We start from the raw sequence: 21,437 nt of genomic DNA, 5'->3' as shown, positions 1-21,437 counted from the left end.
ATTATAAAAAGGTACTTCTGACCACTAGTACTTTTATCGATATTGAATGCTTAAAATAAATAATAATAGTTATGTTTAAAAACGTTAAAACAATCGTTGTTTTAGTTTTATTGAGTTCATTCGGATTGAATGCACAAAATAAAGTTCCGGTTTATCTTGATGATAAAAAGCCAATTAGTGAGCGTGTAGAGGATGCGCTTAAGCGAATGACAACCGAAGAAAAAATTGCCATGATTCATGCGCAGTCTAAATTTAGTTCTCCAGGTGTAAAACGTCTTGGAATTCCAGAAAACTGGATGACAGATGGTCCTCACGGAATTCGTACTGAAGTAAAATGGGACGAATGGGATCAGGCAGGATGGACAAACGATTCTTGTATTGCTTTCCCAGCTCTTACAGCACTTTCTTCAACTTGGAACAAAGAATTGTCTTCTTTATATGGTAAATCTATTGGTGAAGAAGCGCGTTACCGTAACAAAAACGTATTATTAGGACCTGGTGTAAACATCTACAGAAGCCCATTAAACGGACGTAACTTCGAATATATGGGAGAAGATCCGTTCCTGGCTGCCAAAATGGTAGTTCCTTATATTAAAGGAGTACAATCAAACGGGGTTGCTGCCTGTGTAAAACACTTTGCATTAAACAATCAAGAAACAAACCGTAACTCTGTAAACGTAATCGTAGACGATCGTGCTTTATACGAAATCTATCTTCCGGCTTTTAAAGCAGCGGTTCAAGAAGGTGAAGTTTGGTCTATCATGGGATCATACAATAAATATAAAGGTCAGCAGTGCTGCCACAACGAATATTTGTTAAACGATATTCTTCGTGGAGAATGGGGCTTCAAAGGAGTCGTGGTTTCTGACTGGGGTGGAGTAAACGATACGAAACAAGCTATTCACAATGGTTTGGATATGGAATTTGGTTCTTGGACAAATGGTCTTTCATGGGGAACAAGCAATGCTTATGATAACTATTATTTAGCAAAACCATATTCTGAAATGATTAAAAAAGGAGAAGTTGGAACTAAAGAATTAGATGAAAAAGTACGTCGCATTCTTCGTTTGGCTTTCTTAACTACAATGGACAGAAACCGTCCGTTTGGATCTTTTGGAACAGAAGAACACGCTTTAGCAGGTCGTAAAATTGCCGAAGAAGGAATTGTATTATTACAAAACAACAATAACATTCTGCCAATCAATCTTTCTAAAACGAAAAAGATTGCTGTAATTGGTGAAAATGCTATCAAAATGATGACAGTTGGAGGAGGAAGTTCTTCTCTAAAAGCAAGATACGAAATCACACCTCTTGAAGGATTAAAGAAAAGAATTGGAAACCAAGCTGAAATTGTTTACGCAAGAGGGTACGTAGGAGATCCTACGAGTAACTATAATGGAGTTGTAGCAAAAGTAAGCTTAGAAGAAAAACGTCCGCAGGCTGAATTAACTGCAGAAGCTTTAAAAATTGCCAAAGATGCTGATATCGTTCTTTTCATTGGAGGTTTGAACAAAAGTCCAAATCAGGATGACGAAGGTCACGATCGTAAAGAATTAAACCTGCCTTATGGTCAAGATAAATTAATCAGCGAATTAGCAAAGGTTAACAAAAATATTGTCTTTATAAATATCTCTGGAAATGCTGTTGCAATGCCTTGGATTAAAGAAGTTCCAGGAGTTGTTCAAGGATGGTTTTTAGGAACTGAAGCTGGAAACGCTTTAGCAAATGTTTTAGTTGGAGATGTGAATCCTTCTGGAAAATTATCTTTCACTTTCCCAGTAAAATTAAACGATAACGGAGCTCACGCTTTAGGAGAATTTCCAGGTGGAGATGACGTAAAATACAACGAAGGAATTTTTGTTGGATACCGTTGGGCAGACAAAAACAAAATCAAACCATTATTTCCATTTGGTCACGGTTTAAGCTACACGACTTTTGCTTATGGAAAAGTAACGGCTGATAAAAAACAAATAACAGCGGGAGATAAAATTACATTCTCAGTTTCTGTTAAAAATACAGGAAGCCGTGACGGATCAGAAGTTGTTCAGTTGTATATCAGTGATTTAAAATCTTCATTGCCACGTCCGATAAAAGAATTAAAAGGTTTCGAAAAAGTAGCTCTTAAAGCAGGAGAAGAAAAAACAGTAACCTTTACAATCGATAAAACAGCTTTAAGTTTCTTCGATGACAAAAAACACGACTGGGTTGCTGAACCGGGAGCTTTTGAAGCAGTAATCGGAGCATCTTCTGCAGACATAAAATCTAAAGTGGAATTCTCACTTCAATAAATTTCATTATTTCTAAATTTGGTTGGTTGTAAAGCTGCAAGTGTAAAATTTGCAGCTTTGCTTTATCGTTTAATTTAGAAGTAAAATATTTTTAATATCATCAATCTCATAAAAAACATATCATGAAACGAATACTATTACTGAGTACAATCTTTATTTTATTTCAAAATCTTTCAGCGCAGACATTAAGTAAAATGCAGTGGTTCAATGAACCTGAAAAATGGGAAATTAAAAACAATGCCCTAATTATGAATGTTACTGCAAATAGTGATTACTGGAGAATTTCGCATTATGGTTTTACAGTAGACGATGCTCCGTTTTATTATGCGAATTATGGTGGTGAATTTGAAGCAAAAGTAAAACTAACCGGAAATTATATTGCTCGTTTTGACCAGATGGGTTTAATGATTCGTACAGATGAAAAAAACTACATTAAAACAGGAGTAGAGTTTGTTGATGGAAAATTCAATGTGAGTACAGTTGTAACACATGAAAAAAGCGATTGGAGCGTTACTACTTTAGAAAAAGCACCTCCATTTATCTGGATTAAAGTAGTTAGAAGATTAGATGCTATTGAGGTCTTTTATTCTTTGGATGATAAAAACTACATTTTGACGAGAAATGCACCTTTAGAAGATAATAAACCAGTAATGGTAGGATTAATGGCTGCTTCTCCTGATGGAAAAGGTTTTGAAGCAAAATTCGAAAACTTCACCGTAAAGCATTTACCAGACCAAAGAAGATTAGAATGGCTTAAAAATCATCAGTAATTGTTTTAATTAAAAATTAAAAATTAAAAATTAAAAATTAAAAATTAAAAATTAAAAATTAAAAATTAAAAATTAAAAATTAAAAATTGCTTGACTAACCATCAACAATAAACCATCAACTATCAACCATCAACCATCAACAATAAACTATCAACCCAAAATGAATATTCAACCTAAAAAACATTACGAGATTCTAGACGGTCTGCGCGGAGTTGCGGCTATTTTAGTAGTGGCGTTTCATATTTTTGAAGCTTTTGGCGGCGGAAACCGTTTTATACAAATTATCAATCACGGCTATCTGGCTGTTGATTTCTTTTTTCTTTTATCGGGATTTGTGGTGGCGTATGCCTATGATGACCGCTGGGGAAACATGACGCAATGGGAATTCTACAAACGCCGATTGATTCGTTTACAACCAATGGTGATCCTTGGAATGATCATTGGGGCTCTCTTTTACTATTTTCAAGCATCAGACATATTATTCCCTCAGATTGCTGCAATGCCGGTTTGGAAAGTAATTTTAACCATGATTATTGGTTTTACTTTACTGCCAATTCCGCCTTCTATGGAAATTAGAGGCTGGGGCGAAATGCATCCTTTAAATGGTCCGGCATGGTCACTTTTTTTCGAATATATTGCAAACATCTTGTACGCCCTGTTTTTCCGTAAATTTTCGAACAAAGTATTATCAGTTTTTGTGCTGATATTTGCCGGACTGTTAATTAACTATACAGTTTTTGGACCCAAAGGAGATGTGATAGGAGGCTGGTCGCTGAACATAGCGCAAATGAATGTTGGCTTTACCCGATTATTATATCCGTTTTTTGCTGGAGTTTTATTATCTCGTTTAGGAAAATTGATTCATATAAAAGGCGCATTCTGGATTTGCAGTATATTAATCACAATTGTTTTGGCACTTCCTAGATTTGGAGATGAAAATACTTTGTGGATGAATGGTCTATACGAATCATTCTGCATTATTCTAGTATTTCCTATTATTGTGGCAATTGGAGCAGGCGGTCAGATTAAAAGCCAATTCTCAAACAAAGTATGTAAACTTTTAGGCGACATTTCATACCCAATTTACATTACACATTATCCACTTATTTATTGGTTTACGGCTTGGGTTGTAGATAATAAAGTAACTATAAATCAAGGATACGGAGTAGGAATTGGTGTTTTAGTTGCCAGTATTGTTCTTGCTTATTTATGTTTAAAATTATATGACGAACCAGTTCGTAAATGGCTTCAGAATAAATTTCAAAAAATAGTTAATTAAAAGGGACAAAGAGGCAAAGGCAATCTTTGTTCCTTTGAACCTCTGCAACTCTGAACCTTAATAAAAATATTGAATTTCTAATTTTGTTAGTTATAGATATTCAAAAAAGGGATAAACTTAATTGTTATCCCTTTACTTTTTAAAGTCCATGTAGAAACTTTGTCCCTTGAACCTTTGTAACTTTGTATGTTAAAAAAATTATTCCAAAACCAATTGTCCTAAAGCTTCTTTGCTGAAACCTTTTAATTCATTAGTTTTTCCAGCTTTGATTTTTGCCACCCAATTTGGATCAGATAAAAGAGGTCTTCCCACAGCAACCAAATCAAAATCGCCTCTGTCGAAACGTCTGTTTAATTCGTCTAATGAAGTAGGTTGAGAGCTTTCTCCTGCAAATGCACCAAAGAAATCGCCAGAAAGTCCAACAGAACCAACTGTAATAGTTGGTGCACCTGTTACTTTTTTAGCCCATCCAGCAAAGTTCAAATCAGAATCTTCAAATTCTGGTTCCCAGAAACGACGTTGTGAAGCGTGAATAATATCAACACCCGCATCAACAAGAGGAGTAAGCCAAGCTTCTAATTCCTGTGGATTTTTAGCCAGTTTATAATTGTAATCTGAAGGTTTGAACTGAGAAAAACGCATGATTACGGCGAAATCATTTCCTACTTGTTTTCTGATTTCTTTTATGACTTCAATAGCAAAACGATTACGTTCTGGAAGTGTTTTTCCTCCGTAAATATCGTCTCGCAAATTCGTTTCGGCTCTAAAGAACTGGTCGATTAAATAACCGTGCGCTCCATGAATTTCGATGGTATCAAAACCTAATCTTTTTGCATCAGCAGCAGCTTTTCCGAAAGCCAAAATAGTATTTTCAATATCTTTTTCAGACATAGCAATACCATTTCTAAAATCAGGTCGGTTTAAACCAGACGGACCTTCAAATGGAACAGGCGGCACCCATCCAGAATGGTGATTGTCCATAATTCCCATATGCCAGATCTGCGGTCCCATTTTTCCGCCCGCAGCATGAACTCCATCAATTACTTTTTTCCATCCGCTTAAAGCTAAGTCGCCATAAAAGTGAGGAACATTCGCATCATTAGAAGAAGATTTTCTGTCAATAACAGTTCCTTCAGATAAAATTAATCCAACTTCGCCTTCCGCTCTTTTTTGGTAGTAAGCGGCTACATCATCAGTTGGAACTCCGTTAGGAGAAAAAGAGCGCGTCATTGGCGCCATTACGATTCGGTTTTTCAGATTTAACGTTTTTAAGTTAAATGGTGAAAACAGGTTGTTTGTACTCATAGTAATTTTACAAATTAGATTGAATTAATTTACTGAGTGCTTCAAAGGCACCTTCGTTACGTTTATAATACGTCCATTGTCCAACACGTTTGGCTTCAATAAAACCAGCGCGCTGTAAAATAGAGAGATATTCAGATACTGTGGATTGTGTTAAACCGGCTTTGGCTTGAATTTGTCCAACACACACACCATGTTCAAATCCGGCATGTTCAAGCTGTCCCGGAAAGTTTAATTCAGGCTCTTTTAGCCATTCCAGCATTTGCAATCTGGACTTATTAGATAATGCTTTAAAAATTTCTATCGGTTCCATGAAGCAAATATATCGACTTTTCCCGATATATCAATTAAGAGAAAAATATTTAGGATAATTTTAAGAGTAAAGAGTAAAGAGTAAAGAGTAAAGAGTAAAGAGTAAAGAGTAAAGAAGAAAGAAGAAAGTTTTCGCAGGTCAAGGAATTCTGTCAAAGAAAATTTTATATTTGTTTTTAGAATAATCTCGCAAAGACGCAGAGTCAAGAAGTTTTTATGAATTGCCTTTTGCTTTAGCTGGAGGTTAAAAAAGAGTAAAAGAGGAAGGCTTTAGCCGAATAATTCAAACTTAGATCTAAAACTTGACGACTCTGCGACTTTACGAGAGATAAATTTCAGCCCTATAATCTAATTTTAAACTTAATTATGAAAAAAACTTTACTTATCGTAGCATTCTTATGTTGTGTGATCACCAGTTCAAAAGCACAGGTTATAGGTGTCGATGTTGGTGATATTGCTCCAGAAATCGATCTTCCAAATACAAAGGGAGAAAATGTAGCGCTTTCTTCTTTAAGAGGTTCGCTGGTTTTAGTTGATTTTTGGGCTTCATGGTGCGGACCTTGCATCAAAGAACAGCCCTTATTATTAAAACTGCACAATGCTTATCCTGACAAATTATCGATTTATGGTGTTTCTATGGATACAAAAAAGCCGCTTTGGTTAGCTGCAATTGCAAAAGGGAAACTGCCTTGGACAAATGTAAGTGATTTAAAATACTGGACTTCACCAGTTGTGGGAGATTATATGCTGCAGTCAGTTCCTTTGAATTTCCTGATAGATAAAAACGGAATCATCCTGGCAAAGAATATCCATGGGAAAGCTTTAGAAGATATGATTCAAAATCAATTAGCACAATAATAAATTTATTACGTGTAAGCTAGCTAATGCTTATATATTTTTGTTTTTTTAATATGAAAAAATCTTACGAATACTTAAATTAAGATATTATGATTCAAAAAGCACTTTTAGTATTGTTGGTATTTATTTCATTGAAATCAAATTCACAGACGCTTGAAACGATTTATAAATTAAAATCAAAATACCAAAAGTGTCTGGATAAAGGTAACAATATGCGAAATTGTGCTCTTGAGTATTACAATCAGTCTGATAGTTTGTTGAATGTATCGTATAAAAATCTTAAAGCTAAGATGAGTTCAAAAGAACAATCAAAGCTAAAGAAAGAACAATTAGCATGGCTTAAAAAACGAGATCAGTTTTTTCAAAAAGTATATGCAGATACCAAAAAGGAAGGAAATTTTATTGAAGGAACACAAGATTTTGATATGATTATTTATGATGAGCAGGCAAAATTTGTTTTTGGCAGAGTAAAAGAGCTTATTCAAAAAGGTTAGTTTTAGGATTAACGAGAAAATAGAAAAGCCCAAATCAATAAAGAAATGGGCCTTTAATTTTTTAAATTTAGTTACTTGTTTCCGTGTTCGTTTCCTAAATCCGCCAAAGTTGTCTTCAACATTTTCTAATTTGAAATTCGGGGAATTTAAAAAGCGATCCCAAATTGAAAACCAACTGTAAACGAAGTTGGATGATCATTGCCAAAACGCACTGGAAGCGGAATCGCCGCATAATAACTGCAGCTTTCACTTTTGATAATAGTTTTATTAAACACAGGCGTTACTCCATATCTTCCGCCGCTTTCAAAAGCAGCTCTTCCAGCAAAGGTATAACCATTTCCCAATGCCACTAAAACACCTGGGTGAAATAACAAGTTGGTTACTTTATCGCTGTCGCCTTGAACTTTAATATTAGGAACTACTTCAAATGAAAATCCTATTTTTTGATTTTTCCAAATATTAATTCCCGTTGGAAAACCTACAGCATAATAATCTCGAAAATTTACATTGGTTTGTTCACTGCTAACAGTCACAATAGGATGCATAATGCCAAAATATCCCGTTATTTTAGGATAAACTGTTTGAGAATACATATTTGCTGAAACAAATAAGATCAATAAATAAAAAAGCCTGGTAGTCATAAATAGTTTTGTTTAGTAAAACAAAGCTATATATTTACAACTTCAGTAAATAGAACACTATTTACCTTTTGTATCTGGTTTACTTTTTGAAGCGTTTTTTCTGTATGAAGAAGGATTTTTTCCAGTGTGAAGTTTAAATATTCGGGTAAAATGACTTTGATCTGAAAATCCTGTCATATAAGCAATTTCAGTTAAAGTAAGATCCGAATTTTGAATTAAATTGATCGCTTTTTCAATTCGTAATTTACGAACATATTCACCAAAATTTAAATCTTCAAAATACTTTGAAAACTCTCTTGATAAATAAGATGGGTTTAATTCTAAATCATTTGAAATCTTTTTCAGATCAAAATTAAACTGGGTATCGATTTGATCCTGTATAATTTCTTTGAGTTCTTTGACCCACGAAGGTGTTTTTTTACTGGATTTCTTTTCAGAAAGAAACTTTTTGTATACTTCCTGAAGCAGACTTTCGAAAGGACTATTTTCAAGATGATTTTGATGGTATAAATAAGAAGCCCAGCTGTAAAGCCCATCATAAAGCTTTAATCCAGTTTCAAGAAGTTCTTGATCATCAGTTATATTATGAGCTAATCCGGCTGAAATTGCCCAGAGTCCAGCAGCTTCTTTTGCAAGGTCATGACGATCTGTATCGGCGCCACGAACAATTTTTGCCATTATTAAAACAGCAGGATCTGTAATTTGATGTTTTTTTACAATATAGTCAAAGGTGCACTCTTCATTGTAATGACTGTATTCTACATTTGGAATATCAAACGGAACGGCATTTAGTTCCTTTGCTTTATTGAGAACATCATCGAAAGGAACATACAGGAATTCAGCCTCAGAATCGATAAATTTTTTAATAAGCCAAGGGCACGCAATTCTGTCAATTTTGGGCCTTTCCCGTGTGATCCATTTCATGATAATAATTTGATTTAGTCTTGATCTTTGGATAGGTTTTTCACACCGCCAAAATTCGTCTTCATCATTTCCCTAATTTGAAATTGAGTTTTATTTCGCGTAACGCTTTTCCATTGGTCAAAATCATAAATATGAATCTTGTCGGCATAAGGATTGGTTACGAAAAAAAGTCGTGATATAGAGAATTTATAATATTTTAGTTCATGCGAAATGTGGCGGTCGGGAACGATAATAAGAATCGTTTCCCAGTCCAGAAAATTCTTGGGAACGTCCTCTCTTTCTGTTAATCCAAGAGATTCAAAAAAGGCAACTATCTTTTGATCATTAATCTTATCGATCTTTTCATCGATTCGTTTAATGGTGTTCAGAAGCTTTTTTTCATCTTTAATAACACTCATATTCTCTCTGCTTTTAAAAATTTAATATAAAATTACACCAAAAGAAAATTATTTTAAAAAGTATAGCCAATAGAATGATTCTAAATTTTTGCCCTTCATTTTTACCCCTTAAAATAAAGTAAGTGTGAGTGTTTTGACAAAATACTATTAATTTAAACCGGCTTTATAGCTTAATTTTATCTTTTTAAACATTCTAACTGACCAACCACTTTTATGAAAATTATAGTTTCTAAAATCTTTACGCTGTTTTTTATTGTCATGTACAACCTGACTTTTGCCCAGAATAAATCAGATCGGGAATGGATTGTAATTGATAAAGACTGGCGTTTTTCATTTGGACATTTATACGATACCAAAAAAGATTTTGGACACGCTGAAGGATATTTTTCTTATTTGACGAAAACCGGTTTTGGAGACGGACCTGCGTCAAAAGATTTTGATGACCGCGCATGGCGAAAGCTTGATCTCCCTCATGATTGGGCAGTAGAACAGCCTTTTGGCGAAAACGGAAGTTTCAGCCACGGATTTAAAATGGCTGGAAAAGGTTTTCCTGAAAAAAGTATTGGCTGGTACCGAAAAAAAATCACGATTCCAGAAACTGATAAAGGAAAAATAATCTCCCTGCAATTTGATGGCGTTTTTAGAAATTCAAAAGTTTTCTTCAACGGTTATTACCTTGGGACAGAACAAAGCGGTTATAACGGATTTGAATATGATGTAACGGCTTATGTTAATTATGGAGGAGAAAATACAATTGTGGTCCGTGCCGATGCCTCTATGGAAGAAGGCTGGTTTTATGAAGGTGCTGGAATTTACAGACACGTATATTTAAAGAAAACAAATCCAGTTCATATTGCGTTAAACGGAACGTATGTAACTTCTGAAGTTAAAGCTGATAATGCTGAAGTTACAGCCGAAATTACAATTGAAAATAAAGGAAATTACAAAGGTTCAGTCGAAGTGATTCAGACTATTTTTGATGCTTCGGATAAACAAAATGCAAATACTTCTGAAAGTATAACGGTTCCTGAGTTTTATAAATCAGCCAATTACAAATCAAAATTGATTGTTCACAATCCGAAGTTGTGGGATATTGATTTGCCAAATTTGTATCGATTAGTGACAGAATTAAAACAAAACGGGAAAATAATAGACCGTTATGAAACTTCTTTTGGCATTAGAACAATCAAATTTGATGCTGAAAAAGGATTTTTTCTAAATGGAAAATCTTTAAAATTAAAAGGAACCAACAATCATCAAGATCATGCCGGAATTGGAACGGCTCTGCCTGATGAAATTCAATATTACAGAATCCAGAAACTAAAAGAAATGGGTTCGAATGCGTATCGTTGTTCGCATCATCCGCCAACACCCGAATTGTTGGAAGCCTGCGATAAACTGGGAATGCTGGTTATAGACGAAACGCGCTTAATGGGAATTAACGATTATCATTTGAATGATTTGGAGCGAATGATGAAACGCGATCGAAATCATCCAAGTATTTTCTGCTGGTCAGTTGGAAACGAAGAATGGAATATAGAAGGTAACATTGTGGGCGAAAGAATTACAAATGTTATGCAGGATTTTGCCAAAAGCATTGATTCAACAAGACCTGTAACGGTTGGAATCAGCAGCGGGTTTAAAAGCGGCATTTCATCTGTGGTTGAAATTATGGGATATAATTATCTCGGAAACGGAGATATTGATGCCCATAGAAATGAATTTAAAAATCAGCCGGGAATGGGGACAGAAGAAGGTTCGACTTTTGCTACAAGAGGCATTTATTTTACAGATGATGCCAAACATTATCAAAGTGCTTATGATCGAAAACCACGTCCGACATTTTATAGTATAGAAGAAGGCTGGAAGTTTTATGCCGAAAGACCTTACCTGGCAGGAATGTTCATTTGGACAGGATTTGATTATCGAGGCGAACCCACTCCGTACGGCTGGCCGTCGGTTACGTCTTATTTTGGAATGATGGATGTCTGCGGTTTCCCGAAAGACAACGTATTTTATTTGAAATCATGGTGGACAAACAAACCTGTTTTGCATATCATGCCGCATTGGAACTGGAACGGAATGCAAGGCAAAGAAATTGAGGTCTGGGTGCATTCGAATTGTGATGAAGTGGAACTTTTCTTAAACAAAAAAAGTCTGGGTAAGAAGAAGATGGAAATCAACAGTCATTTAGAATGGAAAGTAAAGTATGTGCCCGGAACTTTAGAAGCTGTTGGATATAAAAACGGAAGAAAGATTTTAACCGAAGTTCAAAAAACAACTGGAAAAGCTGAAAACATAAAACTATCAACAGACCAAGAAAATCTTTCAGAAGGAAATGTTAAGGTTGTTACGGTTGAGGTTACCGATAAAAACGGCTTACATGTTCCTACTGCAAATGATGAAATTACATTTTCAATAAAAGGAGGAAAGATTTTAGGAGTAGGAAATGGCGATCCAACTTCTTTAGAAAAAGATCAGTTTCTGGATGATGTTGAATTGGTTTCTATAACGCATTTTCAGGAACAGAAAGGTACATCGGCATCTTTGCCAAATGAATTATCTAGCTATCCAGAAAATGAATGGATTACAGCTTTTCAAGACCGTGATTATAAAAAACAAGCGCCATCGCATATTTATAGAGGAGAATTTGATTTAAAGAAGTATTCGGCTTCAAATACGGTGAGTTTCTTTTATAAGAAAATAGGAATTGAAACAGTAGTTTTTGTCAACGGACACCTAATAAATCCAAGTGCTGAAGATTCTCAGAAATATGTTTTGGATTTTACAGTTTTAAAAGAAGGTAAAAACGCAATTTATATTGCCGCAACACCTTTACAAAAAATAAAAGACTGGGACGTTATGAATACAGATCCTGGAATTATTCAAGTGATAACGCCTGCCAAACCTTGGAAAAGAAAGCTTTTTAATGGATATGCTCAGATTATTATCCAAAAAGAAGAAAATGCAAAAGAGGTTATTCTTTCAGCTTTCGCTAACGGTTTAAAAACGGGAACTTTAAATATGGGGTTTAAGAAATAATTAAAAAGCAGTAATCTTAAAATGCCAGATTACTGCTTTTTGATTTTAATGATCCGAAATAACCAGATTGGTCTGCGGTTTTTTGGATTTGCTGAGCACAAATAATAATAACGGCAGCGCCGCAATAAAAAACAAACCTACAAAGAAAAACGCATCGCGATAACTGAGCAGAGAAGACTGTTTCAGAATAATGTTTTCCATAAGTTTTAAAGCTTTAGCGCGTGCTTCATTATATGTAAATCCTCTGTATTGAAAATACGTGATATAAGCGTTCAGTCGATCCATAGCTTTAATATTGCTTGGATTTACATTTGAAACTAATACATTCCGATGTTCGGCAAATCTATGGGCGACGTATGTATTGATAATCGATACACCAAACGAACCACCCAGCTGACGCATCATATTATTAAGTGCGGCGCCTTGTCCAACATCTTTATCTTCAAGAGAAGAAACCGCAAGCATGGTTAAGGGAACCGTGAGTAAAGCCATCCCAATTGCTCTGAAAATAAGCGAAGCAGCCACTTCTGCACCGCTGGTATTTAACGTTATTCCCGACATTCGCCAGTTGAAGTAAATAAAAATGATAAATCCCATAGCAATAACAATTGCAGGAGAAACGCCTTTTTGAAGCAAAGTACCGCATATTTTTAGGGCGACTAAAGCCAATATAGCTCCGGGCAGAAGTAACAATCCTGTTTGATACGGAGAAAAACTCAAAAGACGCTGTGCCACTACTGGACTTATATAAATAGAAATAAACATTCCAAAACCGGTTACAAAAGTCAGAACGGCTGCGATACTTAAGGATTTACTTTTAAGAACCCGAAGATTTACAACGGGATTTTCAATTGATAATTCCCAATAAATAAAGAAGAGCAGGGTAGTGACAGCAATTACGGTTAATACAACAATATATCGGGTTTCGAACCAGTCTTCGACTTCGCCTCGTTCTAAAACCGTTTGTAAAGCACCTACGCCAACAGCCAGTAAACCAATCCCAGTCCAGTCGACTTTTGCAGTTGGTGGTTTTATTTCTGGTTCGCGAAGCAAAAAGTAACACGAAATAGCAACAAAAATCCCAATTGGAATGTTGATTAAGAAAATCCAAGGCCAGTCGTAGTTTTCAGTTATATATCCGCCAAGTGTAGGGCCAATCGTTGGACCTATAAAAACTCCTGCACCAAATAATGCTCCAGCTGTGGACTGTTTTTCTTTTGGAAACTGCTCGAAAACAACTACCTGCGAAATTGATAATAAAGCGCCTCCGCCGATTCCCTGCAAAAATCGGAAGAAAACCAGCATCCAGATATTAGACGAATGTCCGCACATAAAAGAACAGAAAGTGAATAAAACAATCGAACCAATATAATAATTACGTCTTCCGAGTTTACCGCTCAAAAAACTTGTAATGGGAATAATAATTACATTGGCAATGGCATACGCTGTGATTACCCAAGAAGTATCTTCGAGCGTTGCACCAAGATTACCGCTCATGTGCGAAAGCGCCACATTTACAATCGAAATATCGATTAATTCCATAATCGCAGCAAGGATTACAGTAAATATGAGTAGTTTACGAATTAATGGTGTCATAATTTTAATTTATACCAATCGGTATATTTTTAAAGATAAAAAAAAGGGATTCTGGTAATCAGTTGTAAAAATTATTGAAGCGTTTTTTTTACCAAATTGGTTTTTAAAAGATTAGAAGTAGCTCTGGCAATCAAACGGGTTTCATTATGATTCCAGATTTCACATTGTGCATTCACCATTTGTTTCCCTTTTCGCACCATAGAACTTCTGGCAATAATAGTATCACCAACAAAAGCAGGAGTAAAATAATCTATCACAAGATTTATCGTGGTATAAAAAGTTTCTTCATCCAGCGAAAACATCATCGCACCAATGCAGTCGTCAGCAATAGCGGCGGTTACGCCACCATGAAGACTTTTCACTGGATTCGACATTTCTTCACGGATTATATACTGAAATGCGACACCATTTTCCTTTGCTTCAAGAACAATCGGGTTCATCCAAAGCATAAAAGGTGAGGGTGAAACCGTAAATTCACGGCCTATGTAATCTTGTAATACTTGTAATCTTGTTTTTGTTTCCATGTAATGTGATATTTAGATTTTAATTATTATACCAATCGGTATATTTTTGGGAATAAAAAAAGTAATCATTAAAGATTACTCTTATGCTAAGTCTTCTATAGTTTTAGATACAGCAGCCATTATGGAAGATAAGTGAGATAAATTTCCGGTTACTTTGGCAATCATGATGGCGCCTTCGATAGTAGCAATAATAGATAAAGCTGTCCTTTCGGGATTGATGTTTTTTGCTTTGAATTCTCCAGAAGTAATTCCACCTTCAATTAAAGCAATCAATTTGTCTTTCCAGGCTAGAATGGTTCTTTCCACTTTATTCTTCAAAACTGGATGTGTGTCGTCGGCCTCAGTTGCAGTATTAATAATCGGACATCCACCTGCAGTGACTCTCAAATTATAATAATCAGAATACAGTCTGGGATATACTAAAAGCTTGTCTTTAAAAGTTTTTTGTTTGTCGATTTCAGTATCAAAAATTGCAATAAGTTTTTTGATGTTAAATCTGAAAGCGGCGATCGCTACTTCATCTTTGTTTTCGAAATTACCGTAAATACTTCCTTTTGAAAGTCCAGTTGCTTCCATAATATCACTCATAGAAGTACCGCTGTACCCTTTAGTATTGAAAATAGGGGCTGTTTTTTCGATAATAAACTGTCGGGTTCTTTCTGCTTTACTCATGATGATCTAAATTGATATTGCAAATATATACCGATTGGTATAATTTTACAAGTTTTCTTCTTTCAAATTAAAAATACGTTAAAACAAAAAAATAAAAGTATTGTTTGATTTTCATAACTTTGTCAAATGAATAATCAAATGGATAATCAGAACTGCGATTTTAATTCCTCAGATTTAATGCTGAAAGGTTTTAAAGTTTATAAATTGAATGATGATATTAGTAAAATTCCGGTGTATAGCAGAAGGGATTTTTACAAAATCTGCATCAATACCAGCCAAAGCCGTATACATTATGCGGATCGCGGAATAGAAACGGACGGAACAATTCTCTTTTTCGGTAATCCAATAATTCCGTATTCATGGGAAACTATTTCTCAGGAATATGAAGGGTATGCGTGTGTTTTTACAGAAGAATTCCTAAAAGCCAAAGATCGCTCCGAAACGCTTCACGAATCGCCGTTATTTAAAATAGGAGGAACGCCAATCTTTTCATTAACTCCTGAACAAAAGGTATTTATCGATTCGCTTTTTCAAAAAATGATCAAAGAATACGAAACTGATTATGTGTTCAAAGACGATTTGATGCGCAATTACATCAATTTGATTATTCATGAATCGATGAAAATGCAGCCGTCGGAGAATTTCTTCAGACATAAAAATGCTTCATCTCGCATAACATCTTTGTTTTTAGAACTGCTGGAAAGACAATTTCCAATTGAAACCAAAGATCAGCCGCTTTGTTTAAAAACGCCGCAGGATTATGCGCAGAGCCTTTCGGTTCACGTAAATCATTTAAATCGTTCTGTAAAAGAAGTAACAGGAAGACCCACAACTGCTCATATTACGGATCGAATTATTACAGAAGCCAAAGCCTTATTGCAGCATACGGATTGGAGTATTTCGGACATTGGGTATTCATTGGGGTTTGAATATCCAAGTTACTTTAATAATTACTTTAAAAGACTTACAGGAACGGTTCCAAAATCGCTCAGAATGTAAATTGTTTCAATTTCATAATTTTTTGTTTGAATATTGTTATTTCTGGATTGGAGTATTACACTACATTTGTTCCCGAAATAAACAATAAAATTCCTTGTATCAGTTTTTAAAAGACTAAACAACAACTTCACAAAAGCGATGTTCAGCTTTATAGTTTGGTTTTAAATTCTGTTTACAGAAAAAATAGAGATCATTTTAAGAATCAATTAAATAGAAATCCCTTTACTAAAAGAGATTCGACGTTCTGATTATTATATCGAAAAAAATTACAAAAAGCTTATAAATAAATTATTAACCTTAAAAACTACAAATTATGTCGACACATAACACCGCCGTGACCGAAGAAGGAAGAATTCCAAACACTTATATGACAGGTGAAGTGTCATATAAAAAGCAGACCAGTAATATTCATCCTGAAAATACTGTAATTAAAGAAGTTTCCTTTGAACCGGGCTCTAGAAGCAACTGGCACATTAATGCAAGTCTTCAGTTAATTATTGTTACTGATGGAGTTGGCTATTATCAGGAAAGAGGAGGACAGATTAATCTTATTGAAAAAGGAAAAGTAATTACCGTTCTGCCTGGAATTGAACATTGGTATGGGGCAACACCAAAAACAAAATACTCACATATCACTATTGTTACAGAAGTAAACAAAGGTCATGGAACTTGGCTTGAAAGTGTAACCGATGAGGAGTATTTACAGAATCTAGAAGCTTTACGATTCTAAGCTGCAAATTTAGTAATAACTCTTAAAGTATATAAAAACGAAACCCCTCAAGCAATTCAACTCTTGAGGGGTTTCTTACAAATAAATAATAACCAATTAAATTTATTTTACTTTTTGTCCAAATTTTGTTTCAACAGTTTAGCATGTTCTAAATGCGCTGTTAAATTGGCGATATTGTTAGAAGCCCAAGTTCTTACATCTTGATCTGTTGCATCTTTTGAAGCTTTTTCAAGTTTGTTAATCGCTTTTTCATGTCCGTCGATCATCATATCGGCGAATTTTTTGTCAAAATCTGTACCTGATTTTTCATTTAATTTTTTATACTCATCTTGACCTTCTTCGGTTAATGAAGTTGGTAAAGTAAAGTTTTTAGCTTTTGCTAAAGCACTTACTTCCGAAGCTGATTTTGTATGCTCATCAACAAGCATTTTACCAAACTTTTTCACTTCAGGATCTGTACCTTTCTGCTGTGCTAATTTCCCGATTTCGATTTCAGCTAAATTAATTTCAGCCTGATCTACCAAGAATTCAGAGTCATCTTCTTTACTGTCAATAGTGTCAAATTTAGCCTCATTAGCATCTTCTGCTACTTCTTTTGGATCTTCTTGTTTCGTTTCATTTTTACAAGAATTTAGGAATATAATAATAAGTCCTGCTCCTAAAATCGCTTTACCGGCTAATAATATCTTTTTCATGATTGTAATAGTTTAATGTTATAAGTGTAAAATTATTTAGAAGCTGTAAGAATATCTTACAGGATTATTATAGATTGTTATATGATTTGTATCTGACTTTTTCTCAGAATTAATCTCAAAAAGCTATTTTCGTAATTCAATTTTGAAACTCCAAACCATACTCAAAGACTTTTACAAATTATGCTTATTTGCATGTTTAATTTTAATAACAGTTGGATTAAATAATGAATGTTTTAGACATATCTTTTTCAGGAATGACCTATTCTAAAAGAGGTGCATCTTGGGGGAACATTGAATGGAAACGATACATTTGTTATTTCTTTTTGTAATGTTGGCTTTGTCTGGAATGTCATATGTATTGTATAAAAAAGATATGGAAGAGAGGGAAAGAAGGAGAAGCGAAGATGAACAAGAAATTATCCGCAAAAAGAAAAAAAGAAATAAACCTATTTACAAGTATTAATGAAAAGCATAACACTACTATTTACTTTCCTTACAACAACTCTCGCATCAGCCCAAATAAGTTACACAGGCTTTATTGATAAATATCCAATAGAGTTGGTTACCGATGTTTATTCTGATGGAGTAGGAAGCGCCGTTTATATGTATTCTAATTTTGATACACCAATTGCTTTGGATGCCAAACTAAGCGGAAAAACGTTGACATTAATCGAAAAAGATAAAAATGGAAAACAAAGTGCCAAATTCATCCTTCAAAATTACAATGCAAAAAGCAACCAATTAAGCGGAACATGGAAAGACAATTTGGGTAAAGAATTAAAAATCATCTTAAATAGAGTTTTTGATCTTCAAGATGATAAAAAAATAGATTGGAGCGGAAAAGAAATTTTACAATCCGTTTCGTTTAAAGATAAATATTTCAAAGTGGTTCTCTCTAAAAGCAAAGACGATTTCGAAGCAAAAGTAACAGCGGTTAAAATCATCGAAAAAAAGACCGACAAATTAATCCAGAAATTTAATGTTGAATGCCAGCTTTTAGGAACAAACAATATCAGTATTGATGATTATAATTTTGATGGAATTCTTGATTTTTCAGTTTACGAAGGCGGTACGGCTGGGCCAGATAGCACAAGCTTGTATTTTTTATATAATCCTCAAACAGGAAAATATTTCGAAAGCAGTTTTAGCGGCAGTTCTTTAGAATTTGACAGTAAGACAAGAAGGATTTACGAGCATAGCCAATGCTGTGCAGGCGCAAGTCAAATGGATGCTGAATATAAAGTAGCCAATAATAAAATGATTTTGGTGAAGAAAACCTGTCTTGAATACGACCAAAAGAAAGGCGGTCTTAAAAAGGTGAAATGCGATTAAATTTTTGATAAAAAAGTAAGTTTGTTTCTTCAACGAAGTGGATTGTATTTATATGATAATATTTTATATTTTCGAAGCATCAAAAACAAATCACTTTATGAAAACTACTTCAAAAATTAAATTTTTCACTCGTATTTTATTCTTATCGGTTTTTATTTCATTTTGTATGGTATCAACATTGACAGCTCAGAAAATGACTTATAATCCCAAGAAAACAGACAATGGGCTGATTTTCGGATCAATTACCTTTCCAGAAGAAAAAGCGAAGTTTAATGGATATTTTTTACTGATAAGTTATAAATCAACTGATCCTAAAATTGCTAGAAAATATTCAAAAGAAGTGCATTTTTCTCCAGCACAAATTACAAGAATGAGACACAAAGGAGATTTAGACAATGGTCTTACTTATCTTTTTGCAGTTGAAAAACCAGAAGGTGAATATGCAATATCAAATATTAGACTTTTTACAAACAGTGGTATTGCACTTCTTCAAAGAACTGACAATGTAAATGGTTTTTTAATCCCTTTTAAAGTAAACAAAGGAGAAATCTTATATGTTGGAAATATAGTTTTCAATGAAAATGCTGTTAAAATGTCTGATAAAGATGTTAAAACTTTGGTCACTTATCAGAATAATTTTGAAAAGGATCTTGCAGGAATTAAAAAAGCTGAACCTTTTGTTTATTGGGATGCTTCAAAAAAAGATGATTCAATTCAAATCTCTTATACAGAATAGTTAAATAACTCAATTGATTTAAAAAATCCCGATTCCTTACGAGTCGGGATTTTTTATTTTACAGTCTCAGTCTGGTTTTCAGTTTTCAAACTATAGACTGTGAACTGCTAAAACCGCCAACTAAAAACTATGAAAGTTATAAGCAAAATTCTATAACAGGAAAATCCTTCTTTTTGAGGAATTTTGGTATATCAAGATTTCTGAATGTCAAACTAAATTAATATGTCATGCCAGATCCAAGAATCAAGAATGAGGAACAATATGAAGCATTGGTAAAAAAAGGATACAGCAAAGAGAAATCAGCTCGTATTGCTAATACTCCAGATGCTGGAAAGAAAGGCGGAAAAGCGAAGCCTTATGAAGAATGGACAAAAGACGAACTTTTAAAACAAGCTAGCAAAGTAGGTATAAAAGGACGTTCTTACATGAACAAAAAGGGACTTATAGAATCGTTACGAAAAAATTAGAATTTAAATTGTATAATACCATGCAGGCAAAACTATCTCATGATAAACTAGCGCAACAGCTTATTAAAACACCACATTTGGTGCTTAAAAAACTGGAATTAGTTTATGTAAACAATCAAAACTTACCCATCGAAAGATGTAAAAGTGAAGATGGTTTTGTCTACAAAAAAAACGGACGATGTATTAAACAGAAAAGTGAATTGAAACGTTTCAACAGTTTAGTATTGCCTCCAGCATGGGAGAATGTAAGGATTTCAGATTTGGCAAACGGTCATTTACAAGCAGTTGGACTTGATGTTAAAAACAGAAAACAATACCGTTATCATCCAAAATGGAATTTAATCCGCAATCAAACTAAATTTTATAAAATCGCCGAATTTGGACAAAAACTGCCTTCAATAAGGAAACAAGTCGATTTGGATTTAGAACAAAAGGAATGGACTAAAAACAAGGTTATAGCGCTTGTTATCCGATTAATGGAAGAAACGCATATCAGAATCGGAAACGAAAAGTATGCAAAAAGCAACAAATCGTACGGACTATCAACACTTCGTAAACGTCATATCAATATCAATAAAAACACACTTCGATTTGAGTTTATTGGTAAAAAAGGAAAACAGCATACGATTACCACACGAAATAAACAATTAATCAAACTGGTGAGCCGCTGTGAAGAAATTCCAGGCTGGGAAGTTTTTAAATATTACGATGCAAACGGCGAGCGAAAAGTACTCGACAGCCACATGGTCAATGTATATCTTCATGAAATTTCAGGAGAATATTTCAGCGCCAAAGATTTTAGAACCTGGGCTGCATCGATTGTCTTTTTTGAAAATCTGATGGAGTTAGGAACTACATCAGACGAAAAAGAAATCAAAAAGAACATTCTAACCGCTTACGACGCCACAGCTGAAGCACTCGGAAATACTCGAAATGTCTGCAAGAATTATTATGTACACCCTTTATTGGTTACAACTTATGAAGATGGTTCCATTCAGCAGTATTTCGATAAAGTAAAAAGAAGCCGAAGTACCAAAAAGTATTTTTCGCCAAGCGAAAGTGCTTTTGCAGAACTAATTCAGAATTATCAAATCAGTTTGGTTTAAATATATAAGAGTTCATGCATCTCTTTAAAAGCATGAAATGAGCAAACAAAATCATTATTTAATTAAAAATCATTTATTATGTTACGTTGGACAGTCATATTTATTATTCTGGCAATTATTGCAGGAATATTTGGTTTTGGTGGAATTGCTGCCGGAGCCGCTAGTATAGCAAAAATTTTATTCTTTATTTTCTTAGTGTTATTTATTATTTCACTTATCAGTGGAAGAAGAAGCGTATAACACAGAAAATCAATACATAAAAACAAATTAAA

At 34.2% G+C, this 21,437-nt stretch carries 22 protein-coding genes; 13 read left to right on the top strand and 9 right to left on the bottom strand.

Annotated elements, in window-relative coordinates; genetic code table 11:
• Nucleotides 1-71: 71 nt before the first annotated feature.
• The 3 genes from J0383_RS01185 (at nucleotide 72) to J0383_RS01175 (ending at nucleotide 4,337) form a co-directional block, all read left to right on the top strand.
• Nucleotides 72-2,288 carry a glycoside hydrolase family 3 C-terminal domain-containing protein gene (locus tag J0383_RS01185; protein WP_207296631.1) on the top strand — a complete coding sequence of 739 codons (2,217 nt, stop codon included), beginning with the start codon at nucleotides 72-74 and terminating at the stop codon, nucleotides 2,286-2,288.
• A 122-nt stretch (nucleotides 2,289-2,410) separates the two neighbouring features.
• Nucleotides 2,411-3,058: a DUF1349 domain-containing protein gene (locus tag J0383_RS01180; protein ID WP_207296630.1), complete on the top strand. Its 648-nt coding sequence runs from the start codon at nucleotides 2,411-2,413 to the stop codon at nucleotides 3,056-3,058.
• 160 nt (nucleotides 3,059-3,218) lie between these two features.
• Entirely contained in the window at nucleotides 3,219-4,337 is a 1,119-nt protein-coding gene (locus tag J0383_RS01175) for an acyltransferase family protein (protein ID WP_207296629.1), read from the top strand.
• A gap of 198 nt (nucleotides 4,338-4,535) precedes the next feature.
• Here the strand turns inward: J0383_RS01175 and J0383_RS01170 are convergent, their stop codons facing one another.
• A complete protein-coding gene (locus J0383_RS01170; RefSeq protein WP_207296628.1) occupies nucleotides 4,536-5,642 on the bottom strand; it encodes an NADH:flavin oxidoreductase in 1,107 nt (368 codons plus the stop codon).
• 7 nt (nucleotides 5,643-5,649) lie between these two features.
• Nucleotides 5,650-5,952, bottom strand: a complete 303-nt coding sequence (locus tag J0383_RS01165) for an ArsR/SmtB family transcription factor (protein ID WP_207296627.1) — start codon at nucleotides 5,950-5,952, stop codon at nucleotides 5,650-5,652.
• Between the two features lie 365 nt (nucleotides 5,953-6,317).
• Between J0383_RS01165 and J0383_RS01160 the strand changes: the two genes are divergently transcribed.
• Both J0383_RS01160 and J0383_RS01155 read left to right on the top strand, forming a co-directional pair.
• On the top strand, nucleotides 6,318-6,809 hold the full coding sequence (locus tag J0383_RS01160; RefSeq protein ID WP_207296626.1) for a TlpA family protein disulfide reductase: 492 nt from the start codon (nucleotides 6,318-6,320) through the stop codon (nucleotides 6,807-6,809).
• An 89-nt stretch (nucleotides 6,810-6,898) separates the two neighbouring features.
• Nucleotides 6,899-7,303, top strand: a complete 405-nt coding sequence (locus J0383_RS01155) for a lysozyme inhibitor LprI family protein (RefSeq protein WP_207296625.1) — start codon at nucleotides 6,899-6,901, stop codon at nucleotides 7,301-7,303.
• Between the two features lie 146 nt (nucleotides 7,304-7,449).
• Here the strand turns inward: J0383_RS01155 and J0383_RS01150 are convergent, their stop codons facing one another.
• The 3 genes from J0383_RS01150 to J0383_RS01140 are packed head-to-tail and all read right to left on the bottom strand — an operon-like array spanning nucleotide 7,450 to nucleotide 9,266.
• On the bottom strand, nucleotides 7,450-7,944 hold the full coding sequence (locus J0383_RS01150) for a hypothetical protein (protein WP_207296624.1): 495 nt from the start codon (nucleotides 7,942-7,944) through the stop codon (nucleotides 7,450-7,452).
• Between the two features lie 57 nt (nucleotides 7,945-8,001).
• Nucleotides 8,002-8,868 (bottom strand): chromate resistance protein ChrB domain-containing protein, encoded by an 867-nt coding sequence (locus J0383_RS01145; RefSeq protein ID WP_207296623.1) that lies wholly within the window; start codon nucleotides 8,866-8,868, stop codon nucleotides 8,002-8,004.
• A 14-nt stretch (nucleotides 8,869-8,882) separates the two neighbouring features.
• Nucleotides 8,883-9,266, bottom strand: coding sequence for a hypothetical protein (locus tag J0383_RS01140; protein ID WP_207296622.1), 384 nt, complete (start codon nucleotides 9,264-9,266; stop codon nucleotides 8,883-8,885).
• 213 nt (nucleotides 9,267-9,479) lie between these two features.
• On the opposite strand from J0383_RS01140, the gene galA reads away from it, so the two are divergent.
• Nucleotides 9,480-12,308, top strand: coding sequence for a beta-galactosidase GalA (gene galA, locus J0383_RS01135; RefSeq protein WP_207296621.1), 2,829 nt, complete (start codon nucleotides 9,480-9,482; stop codon nucleotides 12,306-12,308).
• Between the two features lie 45 nt (nucleotides 12,309-12,353).
• Here the strand turns inward: galA and J0383_RS01130 are convergent, their stop codons facing one another.
• The 3 genes from J0383_RS01130 to J0383_RS01120 all read right to left on the bottom strand — a co-directional run bounded on the left by J0383_RS01130 (nucleotide 12,354) and on the right by J0383_RS01120 (nucleotide 15,100).
• Nucleotides 12,354-13,904, bottom strand: coding sequence for a DHA2 family efflux MFS transporter permease subunit (locus J0383_RS01130; protein WP_207296620.1), 1,551 nt, complete (start codon nucleotides 13,902-13,904; stop codon nucleotides 12,354-12,356).
• 71 nt (nucleotides 13,905-13,975) lie between these two features.
• Nucleotides 13,976-14,428, bottom strand: coding sequence for a PaaI family thioesterase (locus tag J0383_RS01125; RefSeq protein ID WP_239023210.1), 453 nt, complete (start codon nucleotides 14,426-14,428; stop codon nucleotides 13,976-13,978).
• An 81-nt stretch (nucleotides 14,429-14,509) separates the two neighbouring features.
• The gene (locus J0383_RS01120; RefSeq protein ID WP_207296619.1) at nucleotides 14,510-15,100 is read right to left on the bottom strand and encodes a TetR/AcrR family transcriptional regulator; all 591 of its coding nucleotides are present in this window, start codon (nucleotides 15,098-15,100) and stop codon (nucleotides 14,510-14,512) included.
• 126 nt (nucleotides 15,101-15,226) lie between these two features.
• On the opposite strand from J0383_RS01120, the gene J0383_RS01115 reads away from it, so the two are divergent.
• On the top strand, nucleotides 15,227-16,099 hold the full coding sequence (locus J0383_RS01115) for a helix-turn-helix domain-containing protein (protein WP_207296618.1): 873 nt from the start codon (nucleotides 15,227-15,229) through the stop codon (nucleotides 16,097-16,099).
• A 313-nt stretch (nucleotides 16,100-16,412) separates the two neighbouring features.
• On the top strand, nucleotides 16,413-16,829 hold the full coding sequence (locus tag J0383_RS01110) for a cupin domain-containing protein (RefSeq protein WP_207296617.1): 417 nt from the start codon (nucleotides 16,413-16,415) through the stop codon (nucleotides 16,827-16,829).
• A 107-nt stretch (nucleotides 16,830-16,936) separates the two neighbouring features.
• Here the strand turns inward: J0383_RS01110 and J0383_RS01105 are convergent, their stop codons facing one another.
• Nucleotides 16,937-17,524: a DUF4142 domain-containing protein gene (locus tag J0383_RS01105; protein WP_207296616.1), complete on the bottom strand. Its 588-nt coding sequence runs from the start codon at nucleotides 17,522-17,524 to the stop codon at nucleotides 16,937-16,939.
• A 462-nt stretch (nucleotides 17,525-17,986) separates the two neighbouring features.
• Between J0383_RS01105 and J0383_RS01100 the strand changes: the two genes are divergently transcribed.
• From J0383_RS01100 to J0383_RS01080, 5 genes are all read left to right on the top strand, one after another.
• Nucleotides 17,987-18,856 (top strand): XAC2610-related protein, encoded by an 870-nt coding sequence (locus tag J0383_RS01100; protein WP_207296615.1) that lies wholly within the window; start codon nucleotides 17,987-17,989, stop codon nucleotides 18,854-18,856.
• 97 nt (nucleotides 18,857-18,953) lie between these two features.
• Nucleotides 18,954-19,592 (top strand): hypothetical protein, encoded by a 639-nt coding sequence (locus tag J0383_RS01095; RefSeq protein ID WP_207296614.1) that lies wholly within the window; start codon nucleotides 18,954-18,956, stop codon nucleotides 19,590-19,592.
• Between the two features lie 227 nt (nucleotides 19,593-19,819).
• The gene (locus J0383_RS01090; protein WP_207296613.1) at nucleotides 19,820-20,059 is read left to right on the top strand and encodes a DUF7218 family protein; all 240 of its coding nucleotides are present in this window, start codon (nucleotides 19,820-19,822) and stop codon (nucleotides 20,057-20,059) included.
• Between the two features lie 20 nt (nucleotides 20,060-20,079).
• Entirely contained in the window at nucleotides 20,080-21,165 is a 1,086-nt protein-coding gene (locus J0383_RS01085) for a DNA topoisomerase IB (protein WP_207296612.1), read from the top strand.
• A gap of 78 nt (nucleotides 21,166-21,243) precedes the next feature.
• On the top strand, nucleotides 21,244-21,405 hold the full coding sequence (locus J0383_RS01080) for a DUF1328 family protein (protein WP_035644678.1): 162 nt from the start codon (nucleotides 21,244-21,246) through the stop codon (nucleotides 21,403-21,405).
• Nucleotides 21,406-21,437 lie beyond the last annotated feature (32 nt).

The sequence above is a fragment of the Flavobacterium endoglycinae genome, from assembly GCF_017352115.1.
GTDB classification, from domain to species: domain Bacteria; phylum Bacteroidota; class Bacteroidia; order Flavobacteriales; family Flavobacteriaceae; genus Flavobacterium; species Flavobacterium endoglycinae.
The sequence above is the reverse complement of the archived record's forward strand: the minus strand, read 5'-3'. Positions and strand labels throughout refer to the sequence as shown.

Coding starts and splice junctions, on each gene's coding strand:
- J0383_RS01080 (WP_035644678.1), top strand. CDS start 21,244: ATGTTACGTTGGACAGTCATATTTATTATTCTGGCAATTATTGCAGGA.
- J0383_RS01175 (WP_207296629.1), top strand. CDS start 3,219: ATGAATATTCAACCTAAAAAACATTACGAGATTCTAGACGGTCTGCGC.
- J0383_RS01145 (WP_207296623.1), bottom strand. CDS start 8,868: ATGAAATGGATCACACGGGAAAGGCCCAAAATTGACAGAATTGCGTGC.
- J0383_RS01170 (WP_207296628.1), bottom strand. CDS start 5,642: ATGAGTACAAACAACCTGTTTTCACCATTTAACTTAAAAACGTTAAAT.
- J0383_RS01155 (WP_207296625.1), top strand. CDS start 6,899: ATGATTCAAAAAGCACTTTTAGTATTGTTGGTATTTATTTCATTGAAA.
- J0383_RS01100 (WP_207296615.1), top strand. CDS start 17,987: ATGAAAAGCATAACACTACTATTTACTTTCCTTACAACAACTCTCGCA.
- galA (WP_207296621.1), top strand. CDS start 9,480: ATGAAAATTATAGTTTCTAAAATCTTTACGCTGTTTTTTATTGTCATG.
- J0383_RS01110 (WP_207296617.1), top strand. CDS start 16,413: ATGTCGACACATAACACCGCCGTGACCGAAGAAGGAAGAATTCCAAAC.
- J0383_RS01115 (WP_207296618.1), top strand. CDS start 15,227: ATGAATAATCAAATGGATAATCAGAACTGCGATTTTAATTCCTCAGAT.
- J0383_RS01150 (WP_207296624.1), bottom strand. CDS start 7,944: ATGACTACCAGGCTTTTTTATTTATTGATCTTATTTGTTTCAGCAAAT.
- J0383_RS01180 (WP_207296630.1), top strand. CDS start 2,411: ATGAAACGAATACTATTACTGAGTACAATCTTTATTTTATTTCAAAAT.
- J0383_RS01130 (WP_207296620.1), bottom strand. CDS start 13,904: ATGACACCATTAATTCGTAAACTACTCATATTTACTGTAATCCTTGCT.
- J0383_RS01125 (WP_239023210.1), bottom strand. CDS start 14,428: ATGGAAACAAAAACAAGATTACAAGTATTACAAGATTACATAGGCCGT.
- J0383_RS01105 (WP_207296616.1), bottom strand. CDS start 17,524: ATGAAAAAGATATTATTAGCCGGTAAAGCGATTTTAGGAGCAGGACTT.
- J0383_RS01085 (WP_207296612.1), top strand. CDS start 20,080: ATGCAGGCAAAACTATCTCATGATAAACTAGCGCAACAGCTTATTAAA.
- J0383_RS01090 (WP_207296613.1), top strand. CDS start 19,820: ATGCCAGATCCAAGAATCAAGAATGAGGAACAATATGAAGCATTGGTA.
- J0383_RS01160 (WP_207296626.1), top strand. CDS start 6,318: ATGAAAAAAACTTTACTTATCGTAGCATTCTTATGTTGTGTGATCACC.
- J0383_RS01185 (WP_207296631.1), top strand. CDS start 72: ATGTTTAAAAACGTTAAAACAATCGTTGTTTTAGTTTTATTGAGTTCA.
- J0383_RS01095 (WP_207296614.1), top strand. CDS start 18,954: ATGAAAACTACTTCAAAAATTAAATTTTTCACTCGTATTTTATTCTTA.
- J0383_RS01120 (WP_207296619.1), bottom strand. CDS start 15,100: ATGAGTAAAGCAGAAAGAACCCGACAGTTTATTATCGAAAAAACAGCC.
- J0383_RS01165 (WP_207296627.1), bottom strand. CDS start 5,952: ATGGAACCGATAGAAATTTTTAAAGCATTATCTAATAAGTCCAGATTG.
- J0383_RS01140 (WP_207296622.1), bottom strand. CDS start 9,266: ATGAGTGTTATTAAAGATGAAAAAAAGCTTCTGAACACCATTAAACGA.